Genomic DNA, 26164 nt, shown 5'->3' with positions numbered 1-26164 from the left:
TGCGGCGCGGCATGGCGACCGCGTTGCAGGTGGGCCGGGGGCGGCGCCCAGCCCACGTTCAGCACTCAAGCGCGCCATGACTTCAGGCACTGCAGTGTGACTACACATGTAGTCACACTGCACGCACACTCATTGGACGAGATTGCGATGCCAAGATCCTGCTGGTTGTCCTGCGCCCTGGCCCTGGTGTTCGGCACCGCCGGGCCCAGCCAAGCGGCGACGCGCGCCGAAGCCCTCGCCGCGATCGAGCGCAACGCGCGCGCCGCGCATTCCGATGCGGTCCTGGTGATGCACGACCGGGAGACGCTGCTTGAGCTGAAGCCCGCCGTCGGGCAGGAATCCGTTCACCTGATGTCGGCCACCAAGTCGGTCGTCGCGCTGGCCATTGCATTGCTGCTGGACGAAGGAAAGCTGGCTTCGATCGATACGCCGGTCAGCCGGATCTATCCCGAATGGAAGCAGGGCAGGAAGAGCGCCATTACCGTGCGCATGCTGCTGGACCATACCTCGGGCCTGCAGAACGTGGCGAACGCGGGCGAAGAGCTGGAAGGGGCCCCGGACCTGATCAAGCTGGCACTGGCTGCCGAGCTGAGCGATGAGCCGGGTAACGTGTTCTCCTACAACAACAAGGCTACCAACCTGCTGCCCGGCATTGTCGAGCGCCTGGCAGGCGAGCCTGTGGATGCGTACCTGGACGCGCGGCTGTTCAAGCCACTGGGCATCGCCCACTACACCTGGATGAAGGATGAAGCAGGCACTCCGCTGGGCATGGCCGGGCTGTCCCTGCGCGCGACCGATCTTGCCGCCATCGGGCAACTGTTGCTGGACGGTGGCGTGGCGCCGGATGGCAAACGTCTCCTGAGTGAGCAGTCGGTCGCGTTGATGACGACCGAAAGCGCCCGTGCGCCAGAGGTTGGGCTGCTGTGGTGGCGGATACCGGCCTGGGAACGGTACCAGCTCAAGCCCCGGCTACGGGATCTGCTGGTGGAAAGGGGCGTGGACGACGACGTACAGCGCGCACTGCAGGCCAGCGCAGGGCGTGCATTCGAGAGCCGCAGCGCACTGGTCGCCTTCCTCGCCAATCAGCTGGGCGCGGATTGGTCCCAGCGCTACGCCAGCCAGATCTCCGCGCGCGGCCTGAAGCTCGCCGATCTCTACGACATCACACGGGGACCGGTCGTCGGCTTTGCCGCCAACGGCTACCTGGGCCAATACCTGATGATCGTCCCGGAACAGCGGGTGGTCGCCGTGCGTCTGGTCCACCGGCGCGACACCCACAGCGCTCCACAGGACGACTATCCCTCCTTCTTCGCCGATGTCCTGCAGTTGGCGCGGACACTGCCATAGGCCCTGTTGTCATCATGTCCACGCGCTCTGAACATCCTCCTGGAGCGTTCTTCACTGTCGTGGCGCCTAAAGTGGGATGACATCTTGGCCGCACACTTACTGAAGCATGTTTGATTATCAGGACTGGACCTTCCACGCCAATGGCCGAACGGTAGTGGCGCGGGTAGCGCTGGACGGCGACGGTGGCGGCACCATCAACCGCTACCAGCTGGTGCCCGGGCCGGCGCAGTCGGGGCTGTGCATCAAGGTTGCCTCCCAGGACGAGGCTGCGCAGAAACTGGAGGCCGAAGTGACCAAGCTGCTGGGACCGGTGTGGTAGCCACTACGCCATGCCGGCCGCGCATCCGCATGTTGACGGCGGCATGACCGGCCCGGGCAACGGGCATCGCGCCGGATGCCCGTTGCATGAGGCCGCCTACTTGGGCATCAGCACGGTGTCGACCACGTGGATGACGCCGTTGGACTGGCTGACATCTGCAACGCTGATACCTGCCTTTCCACCCTTTGCGTCGATGACCCAGAGCTTGCCATCGCGAAGCGCCACGGTAAGAGGCTCACCCTGCACGGTCTTCAGGGTGGCCTTGCCGCTGTGCTTGCGGGCATCGGCCAGAAGCTGGGCGGAACTGTAGTTGCCCGGGACGACGTGGTAGGTCAGGATCCGGGTCAGCTGCGCCTTGTTCTCAGGCTTCACCAGTGTATCGACAGTGCCTGCAGGCAGCTTTTCGAAGGCCGCATTGGTGGGCGCGAAAACAGTAAAGGGCCCGGCGCCGTTGAGGGTGTCGACCAGGCCGGCGGCTTTGACCGCTGCGACCAGAGTGGTGTGGTCCTTGGAATTGACTGCGTTCTCGACGATGGTCCTGGTGGGATACATTTCTGCCCCGCCCACGATGACGGTGTTGGCGGCGAGGACAGTGGGCACGGACGAAACGAGTACGGCGAAGCCGACTGCGGCGGCGATGCGCTGAAGAGCGTTCACGGTGCGTTCCTTTCTGGATGACCCGCAAGCGCGGGCATCTTTCCTACGGCGGGCGAGCGTGACCGGATGCAGCAATGGCCGAGTCAGCAGCTGTTTCGCGCGCTGCCGATTTTGCTGCGCTGCATGGTGACAACGGCGAACCTCGGTGATTACTCTCCGCTGCAACGCGATGGTAGCGCTACCAGTTGGACGGGGATCCAAGGTCCAGGGGCTGCCTTCTTTGCCGCGTGTTTGTCCTGGCAGGCTTGAAAAGCAAGTGTAAGTCGCGGCGTGCCCGAGCACCCGTGCTGTTCGGTTTGGAATGCGGGCCACGCCCGTGCGTGCCCCTGGGAGGGGGCGGTACATCCATTCGATCGTATGTCAGAGGGGACTTTCATGAGCACTTGCAGTTTCCGCGGCACCCTGGCCCCGAGGGCCGGTTCATGAGCCGCGCGTTGGCGAAGTTCCGGTCCCGGGCCATGTTCACCTTCGTCGGTGGTGCCCTGGTCATCAATCCCGCCTTTGCGCAGGACGCCGCACCGGCGACCGGGCAGCAGCCGCAGAGCCAGTCGCAACCCACCCAGCTTGATGCAGTGCAGGTCACGGGCATACGCAACAGCCTGAGCCAGGCCATGGACATCAAGCGCGACTCGGCGGGCGTGGTCGACGCGATCAGTGCCGAGGACATCGGCAAGTTCCCCGATACCAATCTTGCCGAGTCGTTGCAGCGCATCACCGGCATTTCCATCGAGCGCCGTGACGGCGAGGGTGCGCAGGTGACCGCGCGTGGCTTCGGCCCCCAGTTCAACATGGTCACGCTCAACGGTCGGCAGATGCCGGGCGCCGACGCGTTCGGTGCCTCTGGACAGGTCGCCATCGGCGGTGTCGACGGCGGCACCCGCGCCTTCAATTTCGCGCAGCTGGCCGCCGAGGCCATCAATGGTATCGAGGTCTACAAGACCAGCCAGGCACAGGTGCCCAGCGGCGGGATCGGCGCGACGATCAACATCCTGACCTCGCGTCCGCTCGATCACGCCGGCATCGTGGCCAACGCCGGCGCGAAGCTGGTGTCCGACCAGAGCCAGCCGTTCGACAATGACCTGACCCCGGAGCTGTCAGGCATCTTCAGTTACAGCAATCCGGAGAAGACCTTCGGCGTCAGCCTCAGTGCGAGCCAGCAGAAGCGCAAGGGTGGCTCGGTGCAGGCCACGGAGAACTACTGGAACGTGCAGCCGTGGACAGGGTCGATGCCGGGCAATCCGACCGTGGTCAATGCCCCGGCCGTCGGCCAGCTTTACGCGCGGCCCAACGACCTGCGCTACGCGTTCTCCGAATTCGAGCGCGAGCGCGTCAACGGCCAGGCCGTGCTGCAGTTCGCACCGACGGACAGCCTGACCCTGACCGTGGATTACACCTACTCGACCAATGAGATCACCGAGAATCGCGGCGAGCAGGGCATGTGGTTGCAGAACAGCAACTACACCAACGTCGAGTTCGACACCAGTGGCGCCGTCGCGACGCCGGTATACATCCGTGAAATCGCCGGCACCAAGGATTTCGGCCTGGAACAGCAGCGCAGCATGCAGGAATACAAGCTGGGTTCGCTGGGCTTCAATGCCGTCTGGAATGTCAGCGACCGCTTCAAGCTCAGCTTCGATGCGCACAACTCGAAGAACGAGAGCCGCCCGAACGACCCGCTCACCGGCGGTGGTTCGATCTTCATGAGCATCGCCGGCACCAACAACTGTACCCGTGGCCCGCATTGTGGCGGCTCCTGGGTGCAGGAGCTGAACTTCAACAATGGCCTGCCGGTCGGCACCCAGGTCTGGTATCCCAGCACGGCCGATGCGATCGCCGGGACCAATGGCGTGGTCAACCCGGGCTTCCAGGAGGGCGAGGTCGGCACGCAGGTGCTGCGCGTCAACGCGCAGACCCAGATCAGCGAGATCAAGCAGGCGCGCGTCGATGGCGAATGGAACTTCGACCACGGCCGCTTCCAGTTCGGCGTGGACACCAACAAGTCCACCACCCACCGCATCCAGGCCGCCGAGGCCTACTCGACCCTGGGCGACTGGGGCGTGGCCAACGTGGACCGGGATACCGCCGCAGGCCTGATGGACCTGCTGCAGCCGGTCAGCATCGTCGGCCTGTTCGACGACTACAGCGCCAACAGCTGGCCGGCCTGGCGCGGCAATGCCGGGCAGCTCGCGCAATGGGCATCGGGTGAGTACGGCGTCGGCCTGGGTGTGAACCCGCAACGCGCGGCCGACAACTTCGTGGAAGAGAAGACCAAGTCGGCGTACTTCCAGGTGGAGCTGGACGGGGAGCTGGGCGGCATGCGCACCAACACCCGCCTGGGGGTGCGCTATGAGACCACCGATGTGGTGTCGACCTCGGTCATTGCCGTGCCCGAATCGATCGAGTGGCAGGCCAACAATGATTTCCGCATCGTGCTGTCCGATGAGCAGCAGCCCTTCACGGAGAAGGCGCGGTACAGCTACATCCTGCCCAACCTTGATTTCAGCATCGATCTCACCGAGGAGCTGAAGGGCCGCGTTTCGTTCGGCAAGAGCATCGCCCGCGCGCCGTACGGCAATCTCTATGCAGGACCCGGGGCCCAGCAGCCGTTCGGCTCGGTGCTGATCGATCCCTCGTCGCGCGCCAGCGGCAACTCGCAGAACCCGAGCCTGAAGCCGCTGGAATCGGACAACCTCGACCTGGGGCTGGAGTGGTACTTCGCCGACGCCAGCTATGTGTCATTGACCTACTGGAACAAGTCGGTCAGCAACTTCATCGGCAATACCGTCGTCCAGGAAAGCCTGTACGGCCTCACCGACCCGACCTCCGGGCCGGATGCGCGGGCGGCGTTGGACTTCCTGACCAGCGGCGCCTGCGTCGCCCAGGTCGGGCCGGCCAATGCCGCTGCCTGCTCGGCCAACGACACCTCGCTGTTCACCGCACTGGCGTTGCTGCGCAACAATCCCGCCGGGCTGGGCGCCTACAACGGCACCGATGCGCAGGTGCTGGCCACCGAAGCGGCCTACGATCTGTATGGGCAGCCCAACGACCCGTTGTACCAGTTCAACGTCAATCGCCCGATCAACCAGAACAAATCCAAGCTGCATGGCTGGGAGCTGGGCGGCCAGTACTTCTTCGGTGACACCGGCTTCGGCGTGCTGGCCAACTACACCGTGGTCAAAGGCGATGTCGGCTACAACAATGGCGGCGATCCGGGCGTCGACCAGTTCTCGCTCACCGGCCTGAGCGACACTGCCAACGCTATGCTGATGTACGAGAAGTACGGGTGGTCGGTGCGCCTGGCATGGAACTGGCGCGACCAGTACCTGATCCTGGCCAACCAGGGCTCCAGCCGCAATCCGTACTATGTGGAGCCGTACGAGCAGTGGGATCTCAGCGTCAACTACGCGCTGGATGACCACTGGTCCTTCAGCCTGGAGGCGATCAACCTGACCGGCGAGGATGTGCGGTGGCGCTCGCGCACCTCGCAGATGATCGTCAAGCTCGCAGACCAGAGCCCGCGCTACATGCTGGGCGTACGCTACAAGTTCTGAGCCTGGTTGCCGATGCGTCCGGCACGGCACCGCTGCCCGCCAGCGGTGCCGCGCCGGGACGGTGTCGCCGCACCTGTCGCGCCTGCGCTACTCTGCCGGCCAGCCACCCCGCACTGGACTGGATACCCTGATGGCCCGCTATGAAATGCTCAACAACATCGCGCATCGGGACCTGAAGGTCGCCACCGGATTCGGGCCGCAGTTCGGCGATGCGGTGGGCATGGTGCCGGCCTATCCCAGCGAGTTCGCCGAACTGCAGCGTGAGTATCCGATCTTCCTGCGCAGGGAAACCGGGACGGGAGCGTGGCAGTCCGTGGCCCTGCTGGGTTTCGAACAACACGAGAACCTGTTCCTGTTGGACGGGCGCTGGAATGCCTCCTACCTGCCTGGCGCGGCCGCCAAAGGGCCGTTCCTGATCGGCTTCCAGGAGCACTACGTGGACGGCCTGCTCACCCAGGACGCGGTGATGCACGTCGACCTGGACCATCCGCGTGTCACCTCCGGCGGCGGGGAGCCGGTGTTCCTGCCGCAGGGTGGAAACACGCCTTACCTGGACCACATCGCAGGGGTACTGCGCGGCATCCACGAGGGCAGCGCGTACGCGGTCGCAATGTTCGCGATGCTCGACGACAGCGGCCTGATCCAGCCGGTCACGCTCGACGTGCAGGTCGCGCCGCATCACCGGGTGAGTGTGAGCGGACTGCATGGCATCGACCGGGAGCGCCTGGCGACGCTGGACAGCGCACGCCTGGCTGAACTGAACCGCGCCGGCTACCTGGAAGGCGCGTACCTGATGCTTGCGTCGTTGCACAACATGCGCCGCCTGATTGCCGAGAAGCAGCGCCGCCTTCGCGTGCAGGACGGCACCGCGCAGGCGGTCAGGAACTGACCGGTGCACGCTCGCCTGCCGATGCGGATCCTGGAAGGCATCGATCCTGCCGCCTTGCCATTGGCTGACCTGGTGGAGGCCGGTGAGCCGGTTGTACTGCGCGGCATCGCCAGCGGTTGGCCGCTGGTCCAGGCCGGACTGGGCGGGGTGCAGGACGCAATGGCGTACCTGTGCAGCGTCGATGCGGGTGCGCCCATCCAGTACTCGTTCGGCGGCCCCGAGATCGGGGGGCGCCCGTTCTACAGCGCGGACTTCACCCGGTTGAATTTCGAAGTGCGGCGCGGCGTGCTGGCCCAGGTGCTGGAAGAGATCGCCATGACGCTGCATGTACCGCAACCGCCAACTTACTACGTGGCCTCGCTGCCGATCGCGCGGGCACTGCTGCCGGCATTCGCGCAGGCCAACGACGCCGGTCTGGCGAAGCAGGGCATCGACGCCACCGCCAGCATCTGGATCGGCAACCGGGTGACGGCCTCGTGCCATTTCGACACACCCGACAATCTCGCCTGCTGCGCGGTGGGGCGGCGTGAGTTCACCCTGTTCCCGCCCGCCCAGATCGACAACCTCTATCCGGGCCCGCTCGATCCCACGCCGGGCGGACAGGTGGTCAGCGTGGTGGACTTCGAGCGCCCCGACTTCGATCGGCATCCACGTTTCCGCGAGGCGCTGGCGCATGCACGCAGCGCGGTACTTGGACCCGGCGATGCGATCTTCATTCCCAGCATGTGGTGGCACCATGTACGCAGCCTGGAGCCGTTCAACGTGCTGGTGAACTACTGGTGGCGAAACTCGCCGGCATGGCTGGGATCCGCGCTGGCGGCGCTGCACCACGCGATGTGGGCCGTGCGTGACCTGCCGGCGCGCGAAAAGCAGGCCTGGGAAGGACTCTTCCGCTACTACGCATTCGGCCCTGGCGAGCGCGCGGGGCAGCACCTGCCTGACCCCGCGCGCGGGGACCTGGCACCGTTCGACGAGCAGCGCGCCCGCCGCATGCGCGCGATGCTGCTGGGCAGGCTCAACCGTTGAGAGAGGGCACCGCGTTGGATACCCAGAGCGCGCCTGCAGGGCGCATCCGCAAGGTGGTCATTGCCGGTGGCGGTACAGCGGGATGGCTGGCCGGCTGCGCGCTGGCGCACCAGTTCCGTGACCAGCTGCAGATCACGCTGGTCGAGTCCGAGCAGATCGGCACGGTCGGCGTCGGTGAGTCCACCGTGCCGCCGATCCGCACCTTCCATCGCTTCCTGCAGATCGATGAGCAGGAGTTCCTGCGCGCGGTGGCCGGCACCTTCAAGCTGTCGATCTCGTTCGAGAACTGGCGCCTGCCGGGCGATCGCTTCTTCCATCCGTTCGGCACCATCGGCCATGGCACCTGGGCGGCCCCCTTCCATCACTTCTGGCTGGACAGCCTGCGCCGCGGCATGCCCTCCGACCTGGGCGACTTCTGCCTGGAGAGCATCGCCTCGCGTGGCGACCGCTTCTCGCTGCACACCCAGCCGCAAGCCAGCTATGCGTATCACTTCGATGCCGGGCTGTATGCGCGGTTCCTGCGCCGCAGGGCCGAGGCCCACGGCCTGCGGCGGATCGAAGGCCGGATCGCCCAGGTCAGGCAGCACGCGCACGACGGCTCGGTGCAGGCGCTGGTGCTGGACGACGGCCAGGTGATCGAGGGCGATCTGTTCATCGACTGCACCGGCTTCCGCGGCCTGCTGATCGAGCAGGCGCTGGGCACCGGCTACGAGGACTGGCACGAATGGCTGCCGTGCGACCGTGCCGTGGCGGTGCAGACCGAGGCGGTGGCACCGCCGGTGCCCTATACCCGGGCGATCGCCCACGAGGCGGGGTGGCGCTGGCACATCGCGCTGCAGCACCGTGTCGGCTGCGGGCTGGTGTATGACAGCCGCCATCTGTCCGATGACGAGGCCGCCGCGAAACTGCTGCGCGATGCCGGGGCTCCACCCCTGCGCGATCCATGGAAGGTGCCGTTCCGCAGTGGACGCCGGCTGAAGGCGTGGAACAGGAACGTGGTGTCGCTCGGGCTGGCCAGCGGTTTCATCGAACCGCTGGAGTCGACCAGCATCCATCTGACGATCAGCGCAGTGGTGCGCCTGATCCAGTTGTTCCCGTTCGACGGCATCAGTGCGTCGCTGGTGCAGCTGTACAACGATGTCAGCCGGCAGGAAATGGAGCACGTGCGCGACTTCATCATCCTGCACTACCACGCCACGCAGCGCAGCGAACCGATGTGGAAGGCCTGTCGCGAGATGCGCGTGCCGGAATCGCTGCAGCAGCGGCTGCAGGCGTGGCGCGAGCGTGCACATGCGTGGCAGGACCCCGGCGAGCTGTTCCGTGTCGAATCCTGGACCACCGTGCTGCTCGGGCAGGGCATCGCGCCCGGTCCTGCCCACCCGCTGGCGCGGGCCGTGAGTGATGTCGATCTGCGTACCTTGTTGAAGGGCATCCAAGGGCCTGTGCAGCAGGCCGCCGCGCAGATGCCGGCGCAGGCGGAGTTCATCGCGCAGTACTGCAGGTCCGGCGTGGACGTATGGCGTTCGACGACGGCGAGCACGTAGCAGGGTTTTGCGTTGCAGCACGCTTTTTCCGCTGCAGCTGGTTACAGTGCGGCAACACCGCGGGCGATGACGCGCGCGGTGGCAACGAGGGGGCCGGACACCACGCCCCCTTTTTGAGTCCACGGAATGTTAGCGCTACCTTTTTGTTGATCGGAGGCGGTTTCGATGGGTCTGGTTGCAGGGATCGATGCAGGGACGCAGAGCCTGAAGGTGCTGGTCTATGACCCGCGGAAGCAGGCGGTGGTGGCCTCGGCCAGCGCGCCGCTCGCGCTGGACAGCGGTGCCGATGGCAGCCGTGAACAGACGCCGGCCGACTGGGTGTCGGCCCTGCGCGACTGCTTTGCCCGGATCGATCCCTCGCTGCGCGCACGCATCGTCGCGCTGGCGGTATCGGGGCAGCAGCATGGGTTCGTGCCGGTCGATGATGCTGGCGAGGTACTGGCGCCGGCCAAGCTGTGGTGCGACACCAGCACCTCGGCCGAATGCAACCAGATCATGGACGCCGTGGGTGGGTTCCAACGGACCATCGCGCTGGCGGGCAACCCGATCCTGGCCGGCTACACGGCCTCCAAGCTGCCCTGGACCCGGACCCACCGTGCCGACGCCTATGCGCGCCTGGCGACCATCCTGCTGCCACACGACTACCTGAATTTCGTGTTGACCGGGCAGCGGTTCTGCGAGCTTGGCGATGCGTCCGGCACCGGCTGGCTGGACGTGCGCACACGCACATGGTCGCAGGAACTGCTGCGCGCAACCGATCCTGATCGTGATCTTGCTGCCTGCCTGCCGCCGATCGCTGCGCCCGATGCCCTGTTCGATATCGCGCCGAAGGCAGCCGCCGAGTTCGGGCTGCCGGCGGCCGTGAAGATTGCCGTGGGTGGCGGCGACAACATGATGGCGGCAATCGGCACCGGCTGCGTCACGGAAGGGCGGCTGGCGATGAGCCTGGGAACCTCCGGAACGCTGTTTGCCTATTCCGGCTCGCCAGTGATCGATCCGGACGGCGCGTGGGCGGCGTTCTGCTCGTCCACGGGGGGCTGGCTGCCGCTGATCTGCACCATGAACTGCACCGTGGCCACCGAACGCGTGGCCACCGCCTTCGGTTTCAGCAGCCGCGACGGTGACGCGCATCTTCGCGCAACGCCGCCGGGGGCAGGGGGCCTGGTGATGCTGCCGTTCCTCAATGGCGAACGTACCCCTGACCTGCCGCTGGGCAAGGGCGTGCTGGCTGGCCTGGACATTGCCAATTTCACCCCGGCGCATGTGTACCGCGCCGCCATGGAGGGCGCGACCTACAGCCTGAAGTACGGCTACGACGCCTTCGTCCGCGCGGGCATGCAGTTCGATCGCATCGTGCTCACCGGCGGTGGCAGCAACAGCGCTGCCTGGCGTCAGCTGTTGGCTGATGTGTTCGGCCTGCCGGTGGACGTCCCGGTGCAGGCCGAAGGTGCGGCGTTTGGTGCGGCACTGCAGGCGCTGTGGGCGCTCGCCCGGGCGCAGGGAGACGCCACCTCGATCAGCGACATCACCGCGCGCCACGTCACCGTCGATCCCGCGCTGTCCGCACGGCCGGATCCGGCCCGCAGCGATGCCTATGCACGGGCCTACGCACGCTTCCTCAGTCATCTCGATGCCATCACGCCGCTTCAGCGCGGCTGATGACTCCTCCACGACACCCCGTACCACGACAGGAGCACGCACCATGAGCACGCAGCCCTTCATCGGCGCCAAGGAATACTTCCCCGGCGTCGGCCGCATTCCGTTCGAGGGCAAGGGCTCGGACAATCCGCTTGCCTTCAAGGTCTACGATGCCAACCGGGTCATCGGTGGCAAGACCATGCAGGAGCATCTGCGCTTCGCCGTGTGCTACTGGCACACCTTCTGCAATGCCGGGCACGATCCGTTCGGCCCGGGCACCCGCCAGTTCCCGTGGGAGGCCGCCTCGCCACTGGCCACGGCCGAAGCAAAGGTGGACGCGGCGTTCGAGTTCTTCACCAAGCTGGGCGTGCCGTACTGGTGCTTCCACGATATCGACCTGGCGCCGGATGCCGACGACATCGGCCAGTACCAGAAGAACCTCTCGCATATGGTGGGCCTGGCCAAGGCGCGCCAGGAGGCCACCGGCGTCAAGCTGCTGTGGGGCACGGCCAACCTGTTCTCGCACCCGCGCTACATGAACGGCGCATCGACCAATCCCGACTTCGCGGTGGTCGCGCGTGCAGCCGTGCAGGTCAAGGCCGCCCTCGAGGCCACGGTCGAACTCGGTGGCGAGCACTACGTGTTCTGGGGCGGGCGCGAAGGCTATGCGTCGCTGGCCAATACCCAGATGAAGCGGGAGATCGAGCATTTCGCGCGCTTCCTGACCATGGCACGCGACTATGGCCGCAGCATCGGGCTGAAGGGCAACTTCCTGATCGAGCCCAAGCCGATGGAGCCGATGAAGCACCAGTACGACTTCGACAGTGCCACGGTGGTGGGCTTCCTGAAGGAACACGGGCTGGACAAGGACTTCAAGCTCAACATCGAGGCCAACCACGCCACGCTGTCCGGCCATACCTTCGAGCACGACCTGCAGGTCGCGTCCGATCATGGCCTGCTCGGTAGCATCGATGCCAACCGCGGCAACGCGCAGAACGGCTGGGACACCGACCAGTTCCCCAGCGATCTGTACGACACCGTGGGCGCAATGCTGGTCGTGCTGCGCCAGGGCGGGCTGGAGGGCGGGTTGAACTTTGATGCGAAGGTGCGCCGTGAGTCGACCGACCTGGAGGATCTGTTCATTGCCCATATCGGCGGCATGGATGCGTTCGCACGCGGGCTGGAGGTTGCCCATGCACTGCTGACCGAGTCGCCGTGGGAGCAATGGCGTGCGCAACGCTACGCAAGCTTCGATTCCGGCGCCGGACAGGATTTCGAGCGCGGCACGCTCAGCCTGCCGGACCTGGCGGGCCTGGCCGCCCGCCTCGGCGAACCGCGCCAAGCCAGCGGCAAGCAGGAGCGTTACGAAAACCTGCTCAACCAGTACCTGCTGCGCTGAGCGCAGCAGGCAGGCCAACGGCGGCAACGGTGCACTCAAGGGGAAGGGGATGAACCAGGCAGCAGGCAGCGGCGAGAACACCCGGCTGATCGTACTGATCAGCGTGGTAGCGACGATTGGCGGTTTTCTGTTCGGCTTCGACAGCGGCGTGATCAATGGCACCCAGGACGGCCTGCACCAGGCGTTCCGGTCCGGCGAATGGATGCAGGGGTTCGAGATCGCGTCGATGCTGCTGGGCTGTGCGGTGGGCGCGTTCAGTGCCGGCCGCCTGGCCGACCGCCTCGGCCGCCGCAACGTGCTGATCCTGTCGGCGGTGATGTTCCTGCTGTCGGCACTCGGTGCGGGGGCGGCGGTCTCGTCGGGCTGGTTCATTGCGGCGCGGGTGGTGGGCGGATTCGCGGTCGGCGCGGCGAGCGTGATCTCGCCGGCCTACATCGCCGAGGTCGCTCCGGCCCGCTATCGCGGCCGCCTGGCCACGGTGCAGCAGATCGCCATCATCACCGGGCTCACCGCTGCCTTCCTGTCCAACTACCTGCTGGCGGCCGCAGCGGGGGCGTCGACCGAGCCGCTGTGGGCCGGGCAGGCCGCCTGGCGCTGGATGTTCTGGATGCAGGCCGCGCCATCGCTGCTGTTCCTGCTGCTGTTGCTGACCATTCCGGAGAGCCCGCGCTACCTGGTGGTGAAACGGCGCAAGGACGACGCCCTGCAGGTGCTGACCCGGCTGCTGGGCAGCGACAAGGCCAGGGCCACGCTCGAGGAGATCGATGCCTCGCTGTCCAACGACCACCATCGCCCGCGCCTGTCCGACCTGAGGAGCAGGGGGACCGGGCGGATCCGCCCGATTGTCTGGGTCGGCGTCGGGCTGGCCTGCTTCCAGCAGCTGGTCGGCATCAACGTGGTGTTCTATTACGGCGCCGTGTTGTGGCAGGCGGTCGGCTTTTCCGAAAACGACGCGCTGCTGATCAACGTGCTGTCCGGCGCGCTGAGCATCGGTGCCTGCGTGGTCACCGTGCTGCTGATTGACCGGATCGGCCGCAAACCCCTGCTGTGGTTCGGCTCGGCCGGGATGTCGCTGTCGCTTGCACTGGTGGTGGTGGCCTTTGCCAGTGGTTCGCTGGCCGACGGACATCTGCAGCTGCCCGGCCGCATGGGCACGCTGGCGCTGGTGGCGGCCAACGCCTACGTCGTGTTCTTCAATCTGTCCTGGGGGCCGGTGATGTGGGTGATGCTGGGCGAGATGTTCCCGAACCAGATCCGCGGTTCGGCATTGGCGGTCGCTGGCGCAGCGCAATGGACCTCCAACTTCGTGGTCACGGTAACGTTCCCGATGCTGCTGGCCGCGGCAGGGCTGGCGGCCACCTACGGCATCTACCTGGTTGCTGCCGTGATCTCGGTGATCTTCGTCGTCCGGCATGTGCACGAGACCAAGGGCAAGGAACTGGAGCAGATGGAAGGATGAGCGCCATGACATCGCAGACCTTCGTAAACCGCAGCGGCGCGCTGGTCGCCGCACTGATGCTGGGATTGCTTGGCTGCCGCGGCCAGGACCGGGCTGCCGCCGCCGCAACCACCGACAAGGATCCCTGGCCGGAGGTCACCTGGCCGCTGGCTGCGGATCCGGCACTGGAGAAGCGCATCACCGACCTGATGGCGGGCATGACGGTGGAAGAGAAGGTCGGCCAGCTGGTGCAGGGCGACATCGCCAGCGTCACCCCCGATGATGTGCGCCGCTACCGGCTCGGCTCGATCCTGGCCGGAGGCAACTCCGATCCCGGCGGCCGCTATGACGCCTCGCCGGCCGAATGGCTGGCGCTGGCCGACGCCTTCTACGACGCCTCCATGGACACCTCGAAAGGCGGCAAGGCCATTCCGCTGCTGTTCGGCATCGATGCCGTGCACGGGCAGAGCAACATCATAGGCGCCACGTTGTTCCCGCACAATATCGGGCTGGGCGCCACGCGCAATCCGGAGCTGCTGCGGCAGATCGGTGGCATCACCGCGCTGGAGACCCGCGTTACCGGCATGGAATGGACGTTCGCGCCGACCGTTGCCGTACCCCAGGATGATCGCTGGGGACGCACCTACGAAGGCTACTCCGAATCGCCGGACGTGGTGGCCAGCTATGCCGCCGCCATGGTGGAGGGGTTGCAGGGCAGGGTGGGAACACCCGAGTTCCTCGATGGCCGCCATGTGATCGCCTCGGTGAAGCACTTCCTGGGCGATGGGGGCACCACCGACGGCAAGGACCAGGGTGACACCCGCATCAGCGAGTCAGACCTGGTGCGCATCCACGCCGCCGGATATCCGCCGGCAATCGCCGCCGGCGCGCAGACCGCGATGGCGTCGTTCAACAGCGTCAATGGCGAGAAGATGCATGGACACCGGCATTACCTCACCGATGTGCTCAAGGGCCGCATGAACTTCGGTGGCTTCGTGGTAGGTGACTGGAATGGTCATGGACAGGTCAAGGGCTGCACCACCACAGATTGCCCGGCCACCATCATCGCGGGCCTGGACATGGCGATGGCCTCGGACAGCTGGAAGGGTTTCTACGAGACGACGCTGGCTGCGGTGAAGGATGGGCGGATCACGCCGCAACGCCTGGACGATGCGGTGCGCCGGATCCTGCGGGTCAAGTTCCGCCTTGGGCTGTTCGAGGCCGGCAGGCCATCCACGCGGGCCGTCGGCGGGCAGTTCGCACTGATCGGCGCGCCGGCGCATCGCGCGGTCGCCCGGCAGGCCGTGCGCGAATCGCTGGTCCTGCTGAAGAACCAGAACGGCCTCCTGCCGCTGTCGCCGAAGCAGCGGATCCTCGTGGCCGGCGACGGAGCCGACGATGTCGGCAAGCAGGCCGGCGGCTGGACGCTCAACTGGCAGGGCACCGGCACCACCCGCAAGGACTTCCCCAATGCGGACACGATCTACGAGGGCATCGCGCGCCAGGCCAGGGCGGCCGGTGGTGAAGCCGTGCTTGCCGTCGACGGTCGCTATGCAGTGAAGCCCGACGTGGCGGTGGTGGTGTTTGGCGAGGACCCCTATGCCGAGTTCCAGGGAGACCGGCCGACGCTGGCCTACAAGCCCGGCAACGAAACGGACCTGGCGCTGCTCAAGCGGCTCAAGGCCGAAGGCATACCGGTCGTTGCGGTTTTCCTGAGCGGACGGCCGCTCTGGGTGAACCGGGAAATCAATGCCGCCGATGCTTTCGTGGCTGCATGGCTGCCGGGCTCGGAAGGCGCCGGCATTGCCGATGTACTGCTGCGCGGAAGCGATGGCCGCGTGCAGCACGATTTCAAGGGCAAGCTCAGTTTCAGCTGGCCGCGCACCGCCACCCAGTACGCCAACAACGTCGGCCAGAAGGACTACGATCCGTTGTTTGCGTTCGGCTTCGGCCTGACCTACGCCGACAACGGCGACCTGGCCGCGCTGCCGGAGGCATCGGGCGTGACCGGCAACGAGGGCGCGACGGGCGTGTTCTTTGCGCGCGGTGATGCAGGCCCCGGCATGGCGCTGCGCCTTGAGCAGGCCGCAGGCCAGGGCCTGACCGTGACCCGCGTGCCGGACGCATTGCCCGGTGACCGGCTGAAGATCACCGGCGTGGATCATCTGGCGCAGGAGGATGGGCGACGCCTGGCCTGGTCGGGCAATGGCGAAGCCGCCGCGGCACTGCAGTCGCACACGGCGCTGGACCTGCGGCGTGAATCGAACGGCGACCTGATGCTGCTGACCACGCTGCGGGTGGACGCAGCCCCGAAGGGCGAGGCGTGGCTGTCGGTCGGTTGCGGCGTGGGCTGCTCGGCGCGCATCGCCATCGGGCCGGCGCTGGCGGCGCTACCACAGGGCCAGTGGAAGCGTGTCGGCGTGCCGCTGAAGTGCCTGGCCAAGGCGGGTGCAACGCTGGACGCGATCGACCGACCGTGGTCGGTGGTGACGGCCGACGCGATGACGATCTCCGTGTCACGCGTCGCCCTGGGTGCGCTGAACGAAGCCGAGGTCACCCTCGGATGCGGAGCATGAGGCCTGCGCTACCGCCCCCGGGGCGGCGCGGCGACCGAACCGCGTGCGATCAGCCGATGCGGCATCACATGATCGCGCAGCACCGTTGCGTCCCCCGCCGGACGGCGGATGGTGCGCAGCAGGATGTCGACGGCCGCGTTGGCCATCGAGGCGATGGGCTGGTGGATCGTGGTCAGTTCCGGCCACACGGTGGTGGCGGCCGAGGTGTCATCGAAACCCACCACCGACAGGTCGCGTGGCACTTCCAGCCCGCGCCGATGCGCGACGGAGATGGCCGCGGCGCCCATGTCGTCGTTGCTGGCGAAAATCGCGGTCGGTGGGCGGCGTTGGGACAACAGCTTTTCGGCGGCAGCCAGGCCGGACCGGTAGGTGTAGTCACCGTGTTGGACCAGGCCAGGCTCCACCGCAAGCCCGGCCTCGCGCAGGGCGGTGACGAAGCCGTCGTAACGGAGCGCACTTGCGCTCAGGTCATCGCGCCCACGGATGAAACCGATGCGGGTGTGTCCCTGCCGGAGCAGGTGATCGGTCATTTCCCTGCCCGCACTGAAATCGTCGATGCGGACGCAGGACAGGGCCTCGCTCAGGCGACCCGATGCGATGGCCACCACTGGAATGCCAGCCTTGACCAGTTCGCTTACGGCGGCCTGCGATTCGCAAAGGGGCGGCGGCAGGATCACCCCGTCGACGCGTCCGGCGAGCGCGCGCGCCGCCCTGCGTTCGGAGTCGGCATCCAGGTTGTCCCAGTAGTCGATGACCAGCTGGATGGCGGAACTGGAGGCGACGCGCAGCAGGCCCACCAGCAGTTCGCGCAGATAGGCGCCGCTGGGGTTGGTGTAGATCAGCGCAATGCGCGTGTGCTGTGCGGCGGCCAGCGAACTGGCAGCAAGATTGGGCGTATAGCCCAGCTCACGCACGGCGCGCAGCACGCGCTCGCGGGTGACGTCGCGCACCTTGCCCTGGTTGATCACCCGCGACACGGTCATCGGCGAAACGCCGGCAAGGGCCGCAACCTCGTCGATCGTCACGCCTGCGGTTCTGCGGCGAACCGACTTCTTCGGCTTGTCCAATGCACGATCCCTTTGTTCTTGGTGGCGCTGCCGCGCGGGTGCGAAGGACGATGATGCGCTGCCCCGGGCCCGGACGTAGTCTACAAAGGCGCATGTTAACGCCGTTGTTGCGTGCTGTCGGCACGCGCCTGTGCGCCGTGCTCGCACTGCTGGCCTGTGCTGGCGGTGCACGGGCGGAGGATGGCTACAGGCTGTGGATGCGCTACCAGCCGGTTGCCACAACGGTCGCTGCCGACTACCGGCGGCAGCTGGCCGAAGTGGTGGCCCCGGATGGCACGCCGATGCAGCGCGCCACCCGCGACGAGCTTGCGCGCAGCCTTCCTGGATTGCTGGGAACGGCCCCGCCAATGCGAACGGCAATCAGTACTGACCATGCCCTGGTGCTGGGTACGCCGCAGTCTTCGGCGCTGGTCGCCGCGTTCGGCAACGAGGTTGCCACGCTGGGCGACGAGGGCTTCCTGATCCGGCAGGTCCGGACCGAGGGGCGCGATGTGCTGCTGGTGGCGGCACGCCGGGATGTCGGCGTGCTGTATGGCACGTTCCACCTGCTGCGCCTGTTGCAGCGTGGCATGCCGCTGCGGGGGCTGGACGTGCGGGAGTCGCCGCGGGTCGCACTGCGTGTGCTCGACCATTGGGACAACCTGGACCGCTACGTCGAGCGTGGCTATGCGGGCAGCTCGCTGTGGGACTGGCAGACGTTGCCGCAATGGCGTGACCCGCGCTACACCGACTACGCCCGTGCCAACGCTTCGCTCGGCATCAACGGCACCGTCCTCAACAACGTCAACGCCAGTGCGCTGAGCCTGTCGCCGGCCTATCTGGCCAAAGCCGCCGCGCTGGCCGACCTGTTCCGCCCCTATGGCATCCGGGTCTACCTGAGCGCACGCTTCAGTGCGCCCATCGAGCTCGGCGGCCTGGCGACGGCTGACCCGTTGGATCCCGGCGTGCGGCGCTGGTGGCGCGACAAGGTCGATGAGATCCATGCGCGCATTCCGGATTTCGGCGGCTTCCTGGTCAAGGCGAACTCGGAGGGGCAACCCGGCCCGCAGGATTACGGTCGTTCCCATGCCGACGGCGCCAACCTGCTGGCCGACGCGCTGGCACCCTACAACGGCGTGGTGATGTGGCGGGCCTTCGTGTATTCGCACGAGGTTCCCGAAGATCGCGCCAAGCAGGCGTACAGCGAGTTTGTCCGGCTGGACGGTGCCTTCCGCCCCAACGTGATCGTGCAGGTGAAGAACGGCCCCATCGACTTCCAGCCGCGCGAGCCGTTCCATCCGCTGTTCGGCGCGATGCCACGCACGCCGCTGATGATGGAACTGCAGATCACCAAGGAATACCTGGGTTTTGCGACGCACCTGGTCTACCTGGGAACGCTCTACGAGGAAGTGCTGCAGGCCGACACCCATGCCCGCGGCGAGGGCTCCACGGTGGCCCGCGTGATCGATGGCTCGCTGGAGGGCCACGCACTGACCGGTATTGCCGGCGTCGCCAACATCGGCGTGGACCGCACCTGGAGTGGCTCGCACTTCGACCAGGCCAACTGGTACGCCTTCGGCCGGCTGGCCTGGAACCCGCAGCAATCCGCGCGCGCGATTGCCGAAGACTGGGCAGCGTTGACGTTCTCGCCCGACCCGCAGGTGACCGGCCCGATCGTGCGGATGATGATGGACTCGCGCGAGGCGGCAGTGGATTACATGACGCCGCTGGGCCTGCACCACCTGATGGCACGCGGCCATCACTACGGCCCCGGCCCCTGGGTGGACGGAGGCCCACGTGCGGACTGGACGTCGGTGTACTACCACCGCGCAGACAGCCAGGGCATCGGTTTTGATCGCAGCGCCAGCGGAAGCAACGCAGTGGGCCAGTACGCCCCGCAGGTCGCCGAGATCTACGGCGATTCCGCACGCGTGCCCGAGTCGCTGCTGCTGTGGTTCCATCATGTGCCGTGGGACCGCCGCATGCGCTCGGGCAGGACGCTCTGGGATGAGCTGGTCGGGCGCTATTCGCGCGGTGTGCGCCAGGTGCGGTCGATGCAGGACACCTGGGCAGCCCTGCGCGACCGGATCGATCCGCAGCGGCATCGGCACGTTGCTGCGTTCCTGCAGATCCAGCACGACGAAGCGCAATGGTGGCGTGACGCCAGCGTGGCGTACTTCCAGTCACTCAGCGGACGGCCGCTGCCCGCCGGCGAACGGCCACCGCCGCAGCCATTGTCGTACTACCAGGCGTTGCAGTTTCCGTTCGCACCGGGGGATGGGCGATGAGCAGGTTCGGAGCGGTCGGGTATGCGCTGTTGATGATGGTTGCGGCAGTGGTGGCGATGCCGGCCGCGGCGCGGGAAACGACGGGGCTGCTGCATCCGCTGTTCAGGGATCACGCCGTCCTGCAGCGTGACCGGCCCATTGCGGTCTGGGGGCACGCAGGCCCTGGGCAGCCGGTTTCCGTGACGTTTGCCGGGCAGGCGGTAAGCACCCGGGCGGACGCCGCAGGCGGCTGGCAGGCGACGCTGTCCCCGATGGCCGCGGGCGGTCCGCATACGCTGGAGGTAATTGCCGGGACACGTCGGGAGAGGGTGCGCGACGTGCTGGTCGGCGACGTGTGGCTGTGCTCGGGACAGTCGAACATGGAACTGCCGGTGTGGCGCTCGCTCAACGCAGCCAGCGAGATTGCCGCAGCCACGATGCCACGGATCCGGCTGTTCACCGTGCCGCAGCACGCCGCCGCGCAGGCACAGGAGAGCTTCAACGACAGCACTGCCTGGACATCGGCAACGCCTGATGCGGTGCGCGATTTCTCCGCCACCTGCTTCTACTTCGCGCGCGAACTGCAGCGCACGGTCGACGTGCCGATGGGGCTGATCGAGGCGGCGTGGGGTGGCTCGCGGATCGAGGCCTGGACCAGCGTTGGTGCACTGCGCGGGCAGGGCGGCCTGGATGAGGCCCTCGATATCCTCGCGCGGTCTGCGCGTGATCCGCTGGAGGCACGCGCAGCCTGGGGCCGCTACTGGCAGCACTGGTGGGCCACACGCGAGGGCACGCTGCCCGGCGACGCCCCATGGCGCGCGGATGCCGATGACCGAGGATGGTCGCGCGCACCGGCCACACTGGGCGCATGGGAGCGTTGGAACGAGCCCGCGCTTGCCGACTACAACGGCATGGTCTGGTATCGCACGCAGGTGGTGCTGAGCGCTGAACAGGCTGCACGCGGCGCGACCCTGGAGCTGGCATCGGCCGACGAGGTGGACGTGACCTGGGTGAACGGGGTCGCGGTCGGCAGCCAGTACGGCGCCGGCAAGAGGCGCTACCCGTTGCCACGTGGCCTGCTGAAGGCAGGATCCAACGTCATTGCGGTCAACGTGCTGGACACCTACGGCGAAGGCGGCCTGGCCGGCCCCGCCACGGCATACGGCCTGCAGTTCGACGACGGTGAGCGGGTGGCACTGCAGCGTCCGTGGAAGTACCGGGTGGCGCCGGGCCAGCAGGCGCCGCCATTTGCCCCTTGGCAGGCCGCCACCGGGCTGTCGACGCTGTACAACGGAATGATCGCGCCGCTCGGGGGCGTCGGGCTGCGCGGCATGCTCTGGTATCAAGGGGAATCGAACACCGGCGAGGGCGCGACGTATGCGCTGCGCCTGCGTGCGCTGCGCGACGACTGGCGGCGGCAGTTCGGCGCACGCCTGCCCCTGTTGCTGGTGCAGCTGGCCGGTTATGGCCAGCCACCGGTTGCGCCGGCCGACAGCGGCTGGGCACAGGTGCGCGAGGCGCAGCGGCGGGTCGCAGCCGAAGATGCGCAGAGCGGGCTCGCCATCGCCATCGACATCGGCGATGCCTACGACATCCATCCACCGAACAAGCAGGAGCTCGGGCGCCGCCTCGCGCGCGTGGCCCGCCACGTCGTGTACGGCGAGCAGGACGTGGCCCCTTCAGGTCCTCGAGCGGTCACCGCGGTGCGGACGCCCGCGGGCGTGGCCATTGCGTTCGAGGACGTCGACGGCACACTCACCGCTACCGGCGCAGTGGGTCCGATCGGCTTTGAATTCTGCGGGTCGGAGCGCGATACCCGCCACTGCGACTACGGCGACGCCGAACTGGATGGGCGCCGGATCCTGCTGCGCGGCCCGCGCTCGACGCACGCAACGCACGTCCGCTACTGCTGGGCCGATGGCCCGGTGTGCACGCTGCGCGATCGCAGCGGGGCACCGGCCGGCCCGTTCGAACTTCCCATTGCCGAAGCCGAGGCCCGACGATGATGACGCTGTCCACGAAGTCCCCTCTGGCCCGCGACAGGGCCGGCCTGAGGTCGATGGCGCGCCGCCTGCTGGGGGCGTTGTTCCTGCTGTCGGCCGCTGCCACCCGGGCCAGCGCGCCGCCGGACGCTCCGCCGGTGTACTTCGACTGGTTCGAGTACCGCGGCGATGACCAGGCGTTTGAAGTGCCGCTGCCGGCCGGCCATTACCGCAATCCCGTCCTGGCCGGCTTCCATGCCGATCCCAGCATCGTGCGCGCGAACGGCCGGTTCTATCTGGTCAATTCCAGCTTCACCTACTTCCCGGGCATTCCGGTGTTTGAAAGTGCCGACCTGGTGCACTGGAAGCAGATCGGCAATGTGATTGACCGCCCCACGCAGCTGGATTTCGACGGGCTGAGCGTCTCGCGCGGCATCTTCGCGCCCACCATCGAATACCATGACGGCACCTTCTACGTCGTCACCACCGCCACCGACAGCGGTGGCAACTTCATCGCCACCGCGCGCGACCCGGCCGGGCCGTGGTCCGATCCGCACTGGCTGCCCGGCATCGATGGCATCGATCCATCACTGTTTTTTGACGACGACGGCAAGGTGTACCTGATCAACAACGACGCACCGCCCGGTCCGCCGCGCTACGACGGGCACCGCGCCATCTGGATGCAGCAGATCGACCTGGCGGCATTCAAGCCGGTCGGGCCCCGCCGGGTGCTGGTTGATGGAGGCGTGGAGCCGGCGAAGAATCCGATCTGGATCGAGGGACCGCACATCTACAAGCGGGAGGGCTGGTATTACCTGTCCGACGCTGAAGGAGGTACCGGGCCGCAGCACTCGCAGGTGGTGCTGCGCAGCCGCGCGGTGTGGGGGCCCTACGTTCCCTATGCGGGCAATCCGATCCTGACCCAGCGCGAACTGCCGGACGACCGTCCGCTTCCGATCACCAATGCCGGCCACGCCGACCTGGTCGAAGGCCCGGACGGCTCGTGGTGGGCGGTATTCCTGGCCAGCCGCAACTATCAGAAGCGCCACTACAACACCGGGCGCGAGACCTACCTGTTGCCGGTGCGCTGGCAGGATGGCTGGCCGCAGATCCTGCCGACCGACCAGGCCATTCCCTACGTGGCCAAGGCGCCGTCATGGATGCAGGGCGAGGCATCGCAGGCCCCGTCGACCGGTAATTTCGTAGCGCGCGACAATTTTGATGGCCCGACGCTCGATCGCCAGTGGCTGCGCGTGCGCGTGCCCAGGCATGCCTGGGCAGACCTGCACAAGCGCCCCGGCATGCTGGCCGTGCACCCGCTTGCCGAGAATCTGGACACGTTGCGCAATCCGGCATTTCTCGGCCGGCGCCAGCAGCATCTGCGCTTCGAGGCGAGCACCGCGATGACCCCGCCCGCCCCCGGTGTCGCCGCCGGTCTGGCGGCGTTCCAGAGCGAGGCGTACTGGTACTTCCTCGGCGTTCGTGACCTTGGCGGGGGGCGCCTCTCGCTCTTCCTCGAAGCGCGTGACGGTGGTGGCAGTACGCGGACGCTGGCCAGCCATGCCGTGCCGACGTCTGCAGCAGTGCGCCTGAAGATTGCCGGCAACGAGGGCGACTACGCGTTCTCGTTCGACACCGGCGACGGGCGGGGCTGGCAACTGCTCGCGGGCGACGTGGACGGCACCGTTCTGAGTACGGACCGGGCAGGCGGCTTCGTGGGCGCACTGCTGGGTCCCTTCGCGCGCGACGAGCGCACCGGGAGAAGCAAATGAGACTGTCGATTTCATCCAGTGCCCGCCGCCGTACGTGGTGTGGCCGGGCCATCCTGTTCGTCCTGACCTGCGTGGCGGCCGCCGCATCCGCGGCCGCGCCACGGCCCTGGCTGGATCTCTCGGCAAGCTTCGAGCAACGGGCCGCCGCACTCGTCGCGCAGATGACCCTGGAAGAAAAGGCCGCGCAGATGCAGAATGCCGCGCCGGCAATCGAACGGCTGGGTGTGCCCGCCTACGACTGGTGGAATGAGGGGTTGCATGGCGTCGCACGGGCAGGGCAGGCCACGGTGTTTCCGCAGGCAATCGGCCTGGCCGCCACCTTCGATGTTCCGTTGATGGGGCAGGTGGCCACGACCATCAGCGACGAGGCCCGCGCGAAGCACCACCAGTTCCTCCGCGAAGGCGCGCATGGCCGTTACCAGGGCCTGACCTTCTGGTCGCCGAACGTCAACATCTTCCGCGACCCGCGCTGGGGCCGCGGGCAGGAAACCTACGGCGAGGATCCCTACCTCACCGCCCGCATGGGCGTTGCCTTCGTGCGCGGCCTGCAGGGCGACGACCCCGTCTACCGGAAGCTGGACGCCACCGCCAAGCATCTGGCCGTGCACAGCGGACCGGAGGCCGATCGCCATCACTTCGATGCACGGCCCAGCCGGCGCGACCTGTATGACACCTACCTGCCGGCGTTCGAGGCGCTGGTGAAGGAGGGCGAAGTGGATGCGGTCATGGGCGCCTACAACCGCGTGTACGGCGAGTCCGCCAGCGCCAGCCGTTTCCTGCTGCGCGATGTGCTGCGACGCGACTGGGGCTTCAAGGGCTACGTGGTCTCGGACTGCTGGGCCATCGTCGATATCTGGAAGCACCACCATATCGTCGCCACGCGCGAAGCCGCCGCGGCGCTGGCGGTCAGGAACGGCACCGAGCTGGAATGCGGCCAGGAGTACGCCACGCTGCCCGAGGCCGTGCGTCAGGGCCTGATCAGCGAAGCGGAGATCGATGATGCGGTGACCCGCCTGTTTACCGCACGGATGCGCCTGGGCATGTTCGATCCGCCGGAGCGGGTGCGCTGGGCGCGCATTCCGGCCTCGGTGAACCAGGCCCCGGCCCATGATGCGCTGGCCCTCAAGGCCGCGCAGGCGTCGCTGGTGCTGCTGAAGAACGACGGCATCCTGCCGCTGTCGCGCGACACCAAGCGCATTGCCGTGGTCGGACCTACCGCCGACGACACCATGGCTCTGCTCGGCAACTACTTCGGCACACCGGCGGCGCCGGTCACCATCCTGCAGGGCATACGCGAGGCGGCCAAGGGCGTTGAAGTGCGTTATGCCCGCGGCGTGGACCTGGTGGAAGGGCGCGACGATCCCGGTGCCACGCCGCTGGTCGAGCCGACCTTCCTGCGGCCCTCGGCGGACTCGCCCGAGCGTGGCCTGCGTGGCGAGTACTTCCGCACGCCCGACCTGTCCGGTGCGCCGGCCCTGGTGCGCACCGACGCGCAGATCGGCTTCCGCTGGGACCGCGGCTCGCCGACCGACAACCTGCTGGCACGCGGCGAAGCAGCACCGGGGCAGGGGATTCCCAACGACCGCTTCAGCATCCGCTGGAGCGGCCAACTGCTGCCCCCCGTGTCCGGTCGCTACCGGCTGGAGGTGGCCGGCGATGATGGCTACCGCCTGTACCTGGACGGCAAGCGTGTGATCGATCACTGGGTGAACACAGATCGCCTGCATGCCGAGGGTGTCGAACTCGACCTGCAGGCGGGGCGTGCCTATGACCTGAAGCTGGAGTACTACGACGACCAGCGCGATGCCGGCGTGCGCCTGGGCTGGCGCATGCCCGGCGCCAAGGCGCCGTTCGATGAAGCGCTCGATGCCGCACGCGAGGCCGACGTGGTGGTGTTCGTCGGTGGCCTTACCGGTGATGTCGAAGGCGAGGAGATGACGGTCAACTATCCGGGCTTTGCCGGTGGCGACCGCACCGACCTGCGGTTGCCCGCGCCGCAGCGCACCCTGCTGGAGGCCCTGCACGCTACCGGCAAGCCGGTGGTGATGGTACTCACCGGCGGCTCGGCCATCGCCGTGGACTGGGCGCAGGCGCATCTGCCGGCGATCCTGATGAGCTGGTATCCCGGGCAGCGCGGCGGTACCGCCGTCGGCCAGGCGCTGTTCGGCGACGTCAATCCCGCCGGCCGTTTGCCGGTCACCTTCTACAAGGCCGGCGAAGCGATGCCGGCATTCGACGACTACGCCATGGAGGGCCGTACCTACCGCTACTTCCGTGGCACGCCGCTGTACCCGTTTGGTCACGGGCTGTCGTACACGCGTTTCGATTATGGAACGCTCCGCCTCGATGCGGACACCATCGGCACCGATGGCCGCGTGGCCGCGTCGGTGGACGTGACCAACGCGGGCACGCGCAGCGGTGACGAAGTGGTGCAGCTGTACGTGCGGCGCGAACACGCCGGCAGCGGCGATGCCGTGCAGGAACTGCGGGGCTTCCAGCGGGTCCAGCTGGCCCCGGGCGAACGCCGCACGGTGACGTTCACCCTGGAGGCGGCGCAGGCCCTGCGCCACTATGACGAAGCGCGTGCGGTGTACGCGGTGCAGCCCGGTGCCTACGAGGTCAGGGTGGGGGCGTCCAGTGCCGATACACGTGCGCGGAGCAGGTTCACCGTAGTGCCCGCGCATGACTGATCGCCCCGGGCGACATCGATTCC

General features: G+C 67.3%; 16 protein-coding genes. 14 read left to right on the top strand and 2 right to left on the bottom strand.

Features of this window, described 5'->3' with window-relative positions; translation table 11 throughout:
• The first annotated feature begins 165 nt into the window (after window positions 1-165).
• Window positions 166-1347: a serine hydrolase domain-containing protein gene (locus tag ACMGRF_RS08500; protein ID WP_414485828.1), complete on the top strand. Its 1182-nt coding sequence runs from the start codon at window positions 166-168 to the stop codon at window positions 1345-1347.
• Between the two features lie 106 nt (window positions 1348-1453).
• Entirely contained in the window at window positions 1454-1666 is a 213-nt protein-coding gene (locus ACMGRF_RS08495) for a hypothetical protein (protein ID WP_100478162.1), read from the top strand.
• A 96-nt stretch (window positions 1667-1762) separates the two neighbouring features.
• Here ACMGRF_RS08495 and ACMGRF_RS08490 read toward each other — a convergent pair whose 3' ends face one another.
• Window positions 1763-2323 carry a fasciclin domain-containing protein gene (locus ACMGRF_RS08490; RefSeq protein WP_049411164.1) on the bottom strand — a complete coding sequence of 187 codons (561 nt, stop codon included), beginning with the start codon at window positions 2321-2323 and terminating at the stop codon, window positions 1763-1765.
• A 422-nt stretch (window positions 2324-2745) separates the two neighbouring features.
• On the opposite strand from ACMGRF_RS08490, the gene ACMGRF_RS08485 reads away from it, so the two are divergent.
• The 8 genes from ACMGRF_RS08485 (at window position 2746) to ACMGRF_RS08450 (ending at window position 16384) form a co-directional block, all read left to right on the top strand.
• Complete coding sequence (locus tag ACMGRF_RS08485) at window positions 2746-5874, top strand: TonB-dependent receptor (RefSeq protein ID WP_414485827.1); 3129 nt, start codon at window positions 2746-2748, stop codon at window positions 5872-5874.
• 130 nt (window positions 5875-6004) lie between these two features.
• Window positions 6005-6763, top strand: coding sequence for a SapC family protein (locus ACMGRF_RS08480; protein WP_414485826.1), 759 nt, complete (start codon window positions 6005-6007; stop codon window positions 6761-6763).
• Between the two features lie 3 nt (window positions 6764-6766).
• Window positions 6767-7789 carry a cupin-like domain-containing protein gene (locus ACMGRF_RS08475; protein WP_099495894.1) on the top strand — a complete coding sequence of 341 codons (1023 nt, stop codon included), beginning with the start codon at window positions 6767-6769 and terminating at the stop codon, window positions 7787-7789.
• 14 nt (window positions 7790-7803) lie between these two features.
• The gene (locus tag ACMGRF_RS08470; protein WP_180879196.1) at window positions 7804-9333 is read left to right on the top strand and encodes a tryptophan halogenase family protein; all 1530 of its coding nucleotides are present in this window, start codon (window positions 7804-7806) and stop codon (window positions 9331-9333) included.
• 165 nt (window positions 9334-9498) lie between these two features.
• Window positions 9499-10992: a xylulokinase gene (gene xylB / locus ACMGRF_RS08465; RefSeq protein ID WP_414485825.1), complete on the top strand. Its 1494-nt coding sequence runs from the start codon at window positions 9499-9501 to the stop codon at window positions 10990-10992.
• 43 nt (window positions 10993-11035) lie between these two features.
• Window positions 11036-12370 (top strand): xylose isomerase, encoded by a 1335-nt coding sequence (xylA, locus tag ACMGRF_RS08460; protein WP_099495891.1) that lies wholly within the window; start codon window positions 11036-11038, stop codon window positions 12368-12370.
• Window positions 12371-12419: 49 nt separating this feature from the next.
• Window positions 12420-13829 (top strand): sugar porter family MFS transporter, encoded by a 1410-nt coding sequence (locus ACMGRF_RS08455; protein ID WP_414485824.1) that lies wholly within the window; start codon window positions 12420-12422, stop codon window positions 13827-13829.
• Window positions 13826-16384 (top strand): glycoside hydrolase family 3 protein, encoded by a 2559-nt coding sequence (locus tag ACMGRF_RS08450; protein ID WP_152904856.1) that lies wholly within the window; start codon window positions 13826-13828, stop codon window positions 16382-16384. The genes ACMGRF_RS08455 and ACMGRF_RS08450 overlap by 4 nt, the downstream gene beginning before the upstream one ends.
• 8 nt (window positions 16385-16392) lie before the next feature.
• On the opposite strand, the gene ACMGRF_RS08445 is transcribed toward ACMGRF_RS08450, so the two are convergent.
• Window positions 16393-17451, bottom strand: coding sequence for a LacI family DNA-binding transcriptional regulator (locus ACMGRF_RS08445; protein WP_049411181.1), 1059 nt, complete (start codon window positions 17449-17451; stop codon window positions 16393-16395).
• 92 nt (window positions 17452-17543) lie between these two features.
• Between ACMGRF_RS08445 and ACMGRF_RS08440 the strand changes: the two genes are divergently transcribed.
• The 4 genes from ACMGRF_RS08440 to ACMGRF_RS08425 are packed head-to-tail and all read left to right on the top strand — an operon-like array spanning window position 17544 to window position 26141.
• Complete coding sequence (locus ACMGRF_RS08440) at window positions 17544-19718, top strand: alpha-glucuronidase family glycosyl hydrolase (protein ID WP_239666585.1); 2175 nt, start codon at window positions 17544-17546, stop codon at window positions 19716-19718.
• A 32-nt stretch (window positions 19719-19750) separates the two neighbouring features.
• Window positions 19751-21703, top strand: a complete 1953-nt coding sequence (locus ACMGRF_RS08435; protein ID WP_414485917.1) for a sialate O-acetylesterase — start codon at window positions 19751-19753, stop codon at window positions 21701-21703.
• A 53-nt stretch (window positions 21704-21756) separates the two neighbouring features.
• Window positions 21757-23451 carry a glycoside hydrolase family 43 protein gene (locus ACMGRF_RS08430; protein WP_180879192.1) on the top strand — a complete coding sequence of 565 codons (1695 nt, stop codon included), beginning with the start codon at window positions 21757-21759 and terminating at the stop codon, window positions 23449-23451.
• Entirely contained in the window at window positions 23448-26141 is a 2694-nt protein-coding gene (locus ACMGRF_RS08425; RefSeq protein WP_258014896.1) for a glycoside hydrolase family 3 protein, read from the top strand. Before ACMGRF_RS08430 ends, ACMGRF_RS08425 begins: the two co-directional genes overlap by 4 nt.
• Window positions 26142-26164: the final 23 nt, after the last annotated feature.

The sequence above is a fragment of the Stenotrophomonas sp. EMP41 genome (assembly GCF_047495535.1).
Lineage (GTDB): Bacteria > Pseudomonadota > Gammaproteobacteria > Xanthomonadales > Xanthomonadaceae > Stenotrophomonas > Stenotrophomonas sepilia.
This window is presented reverse-complemented; position numbering and strand designations above follow the sequence as displayed.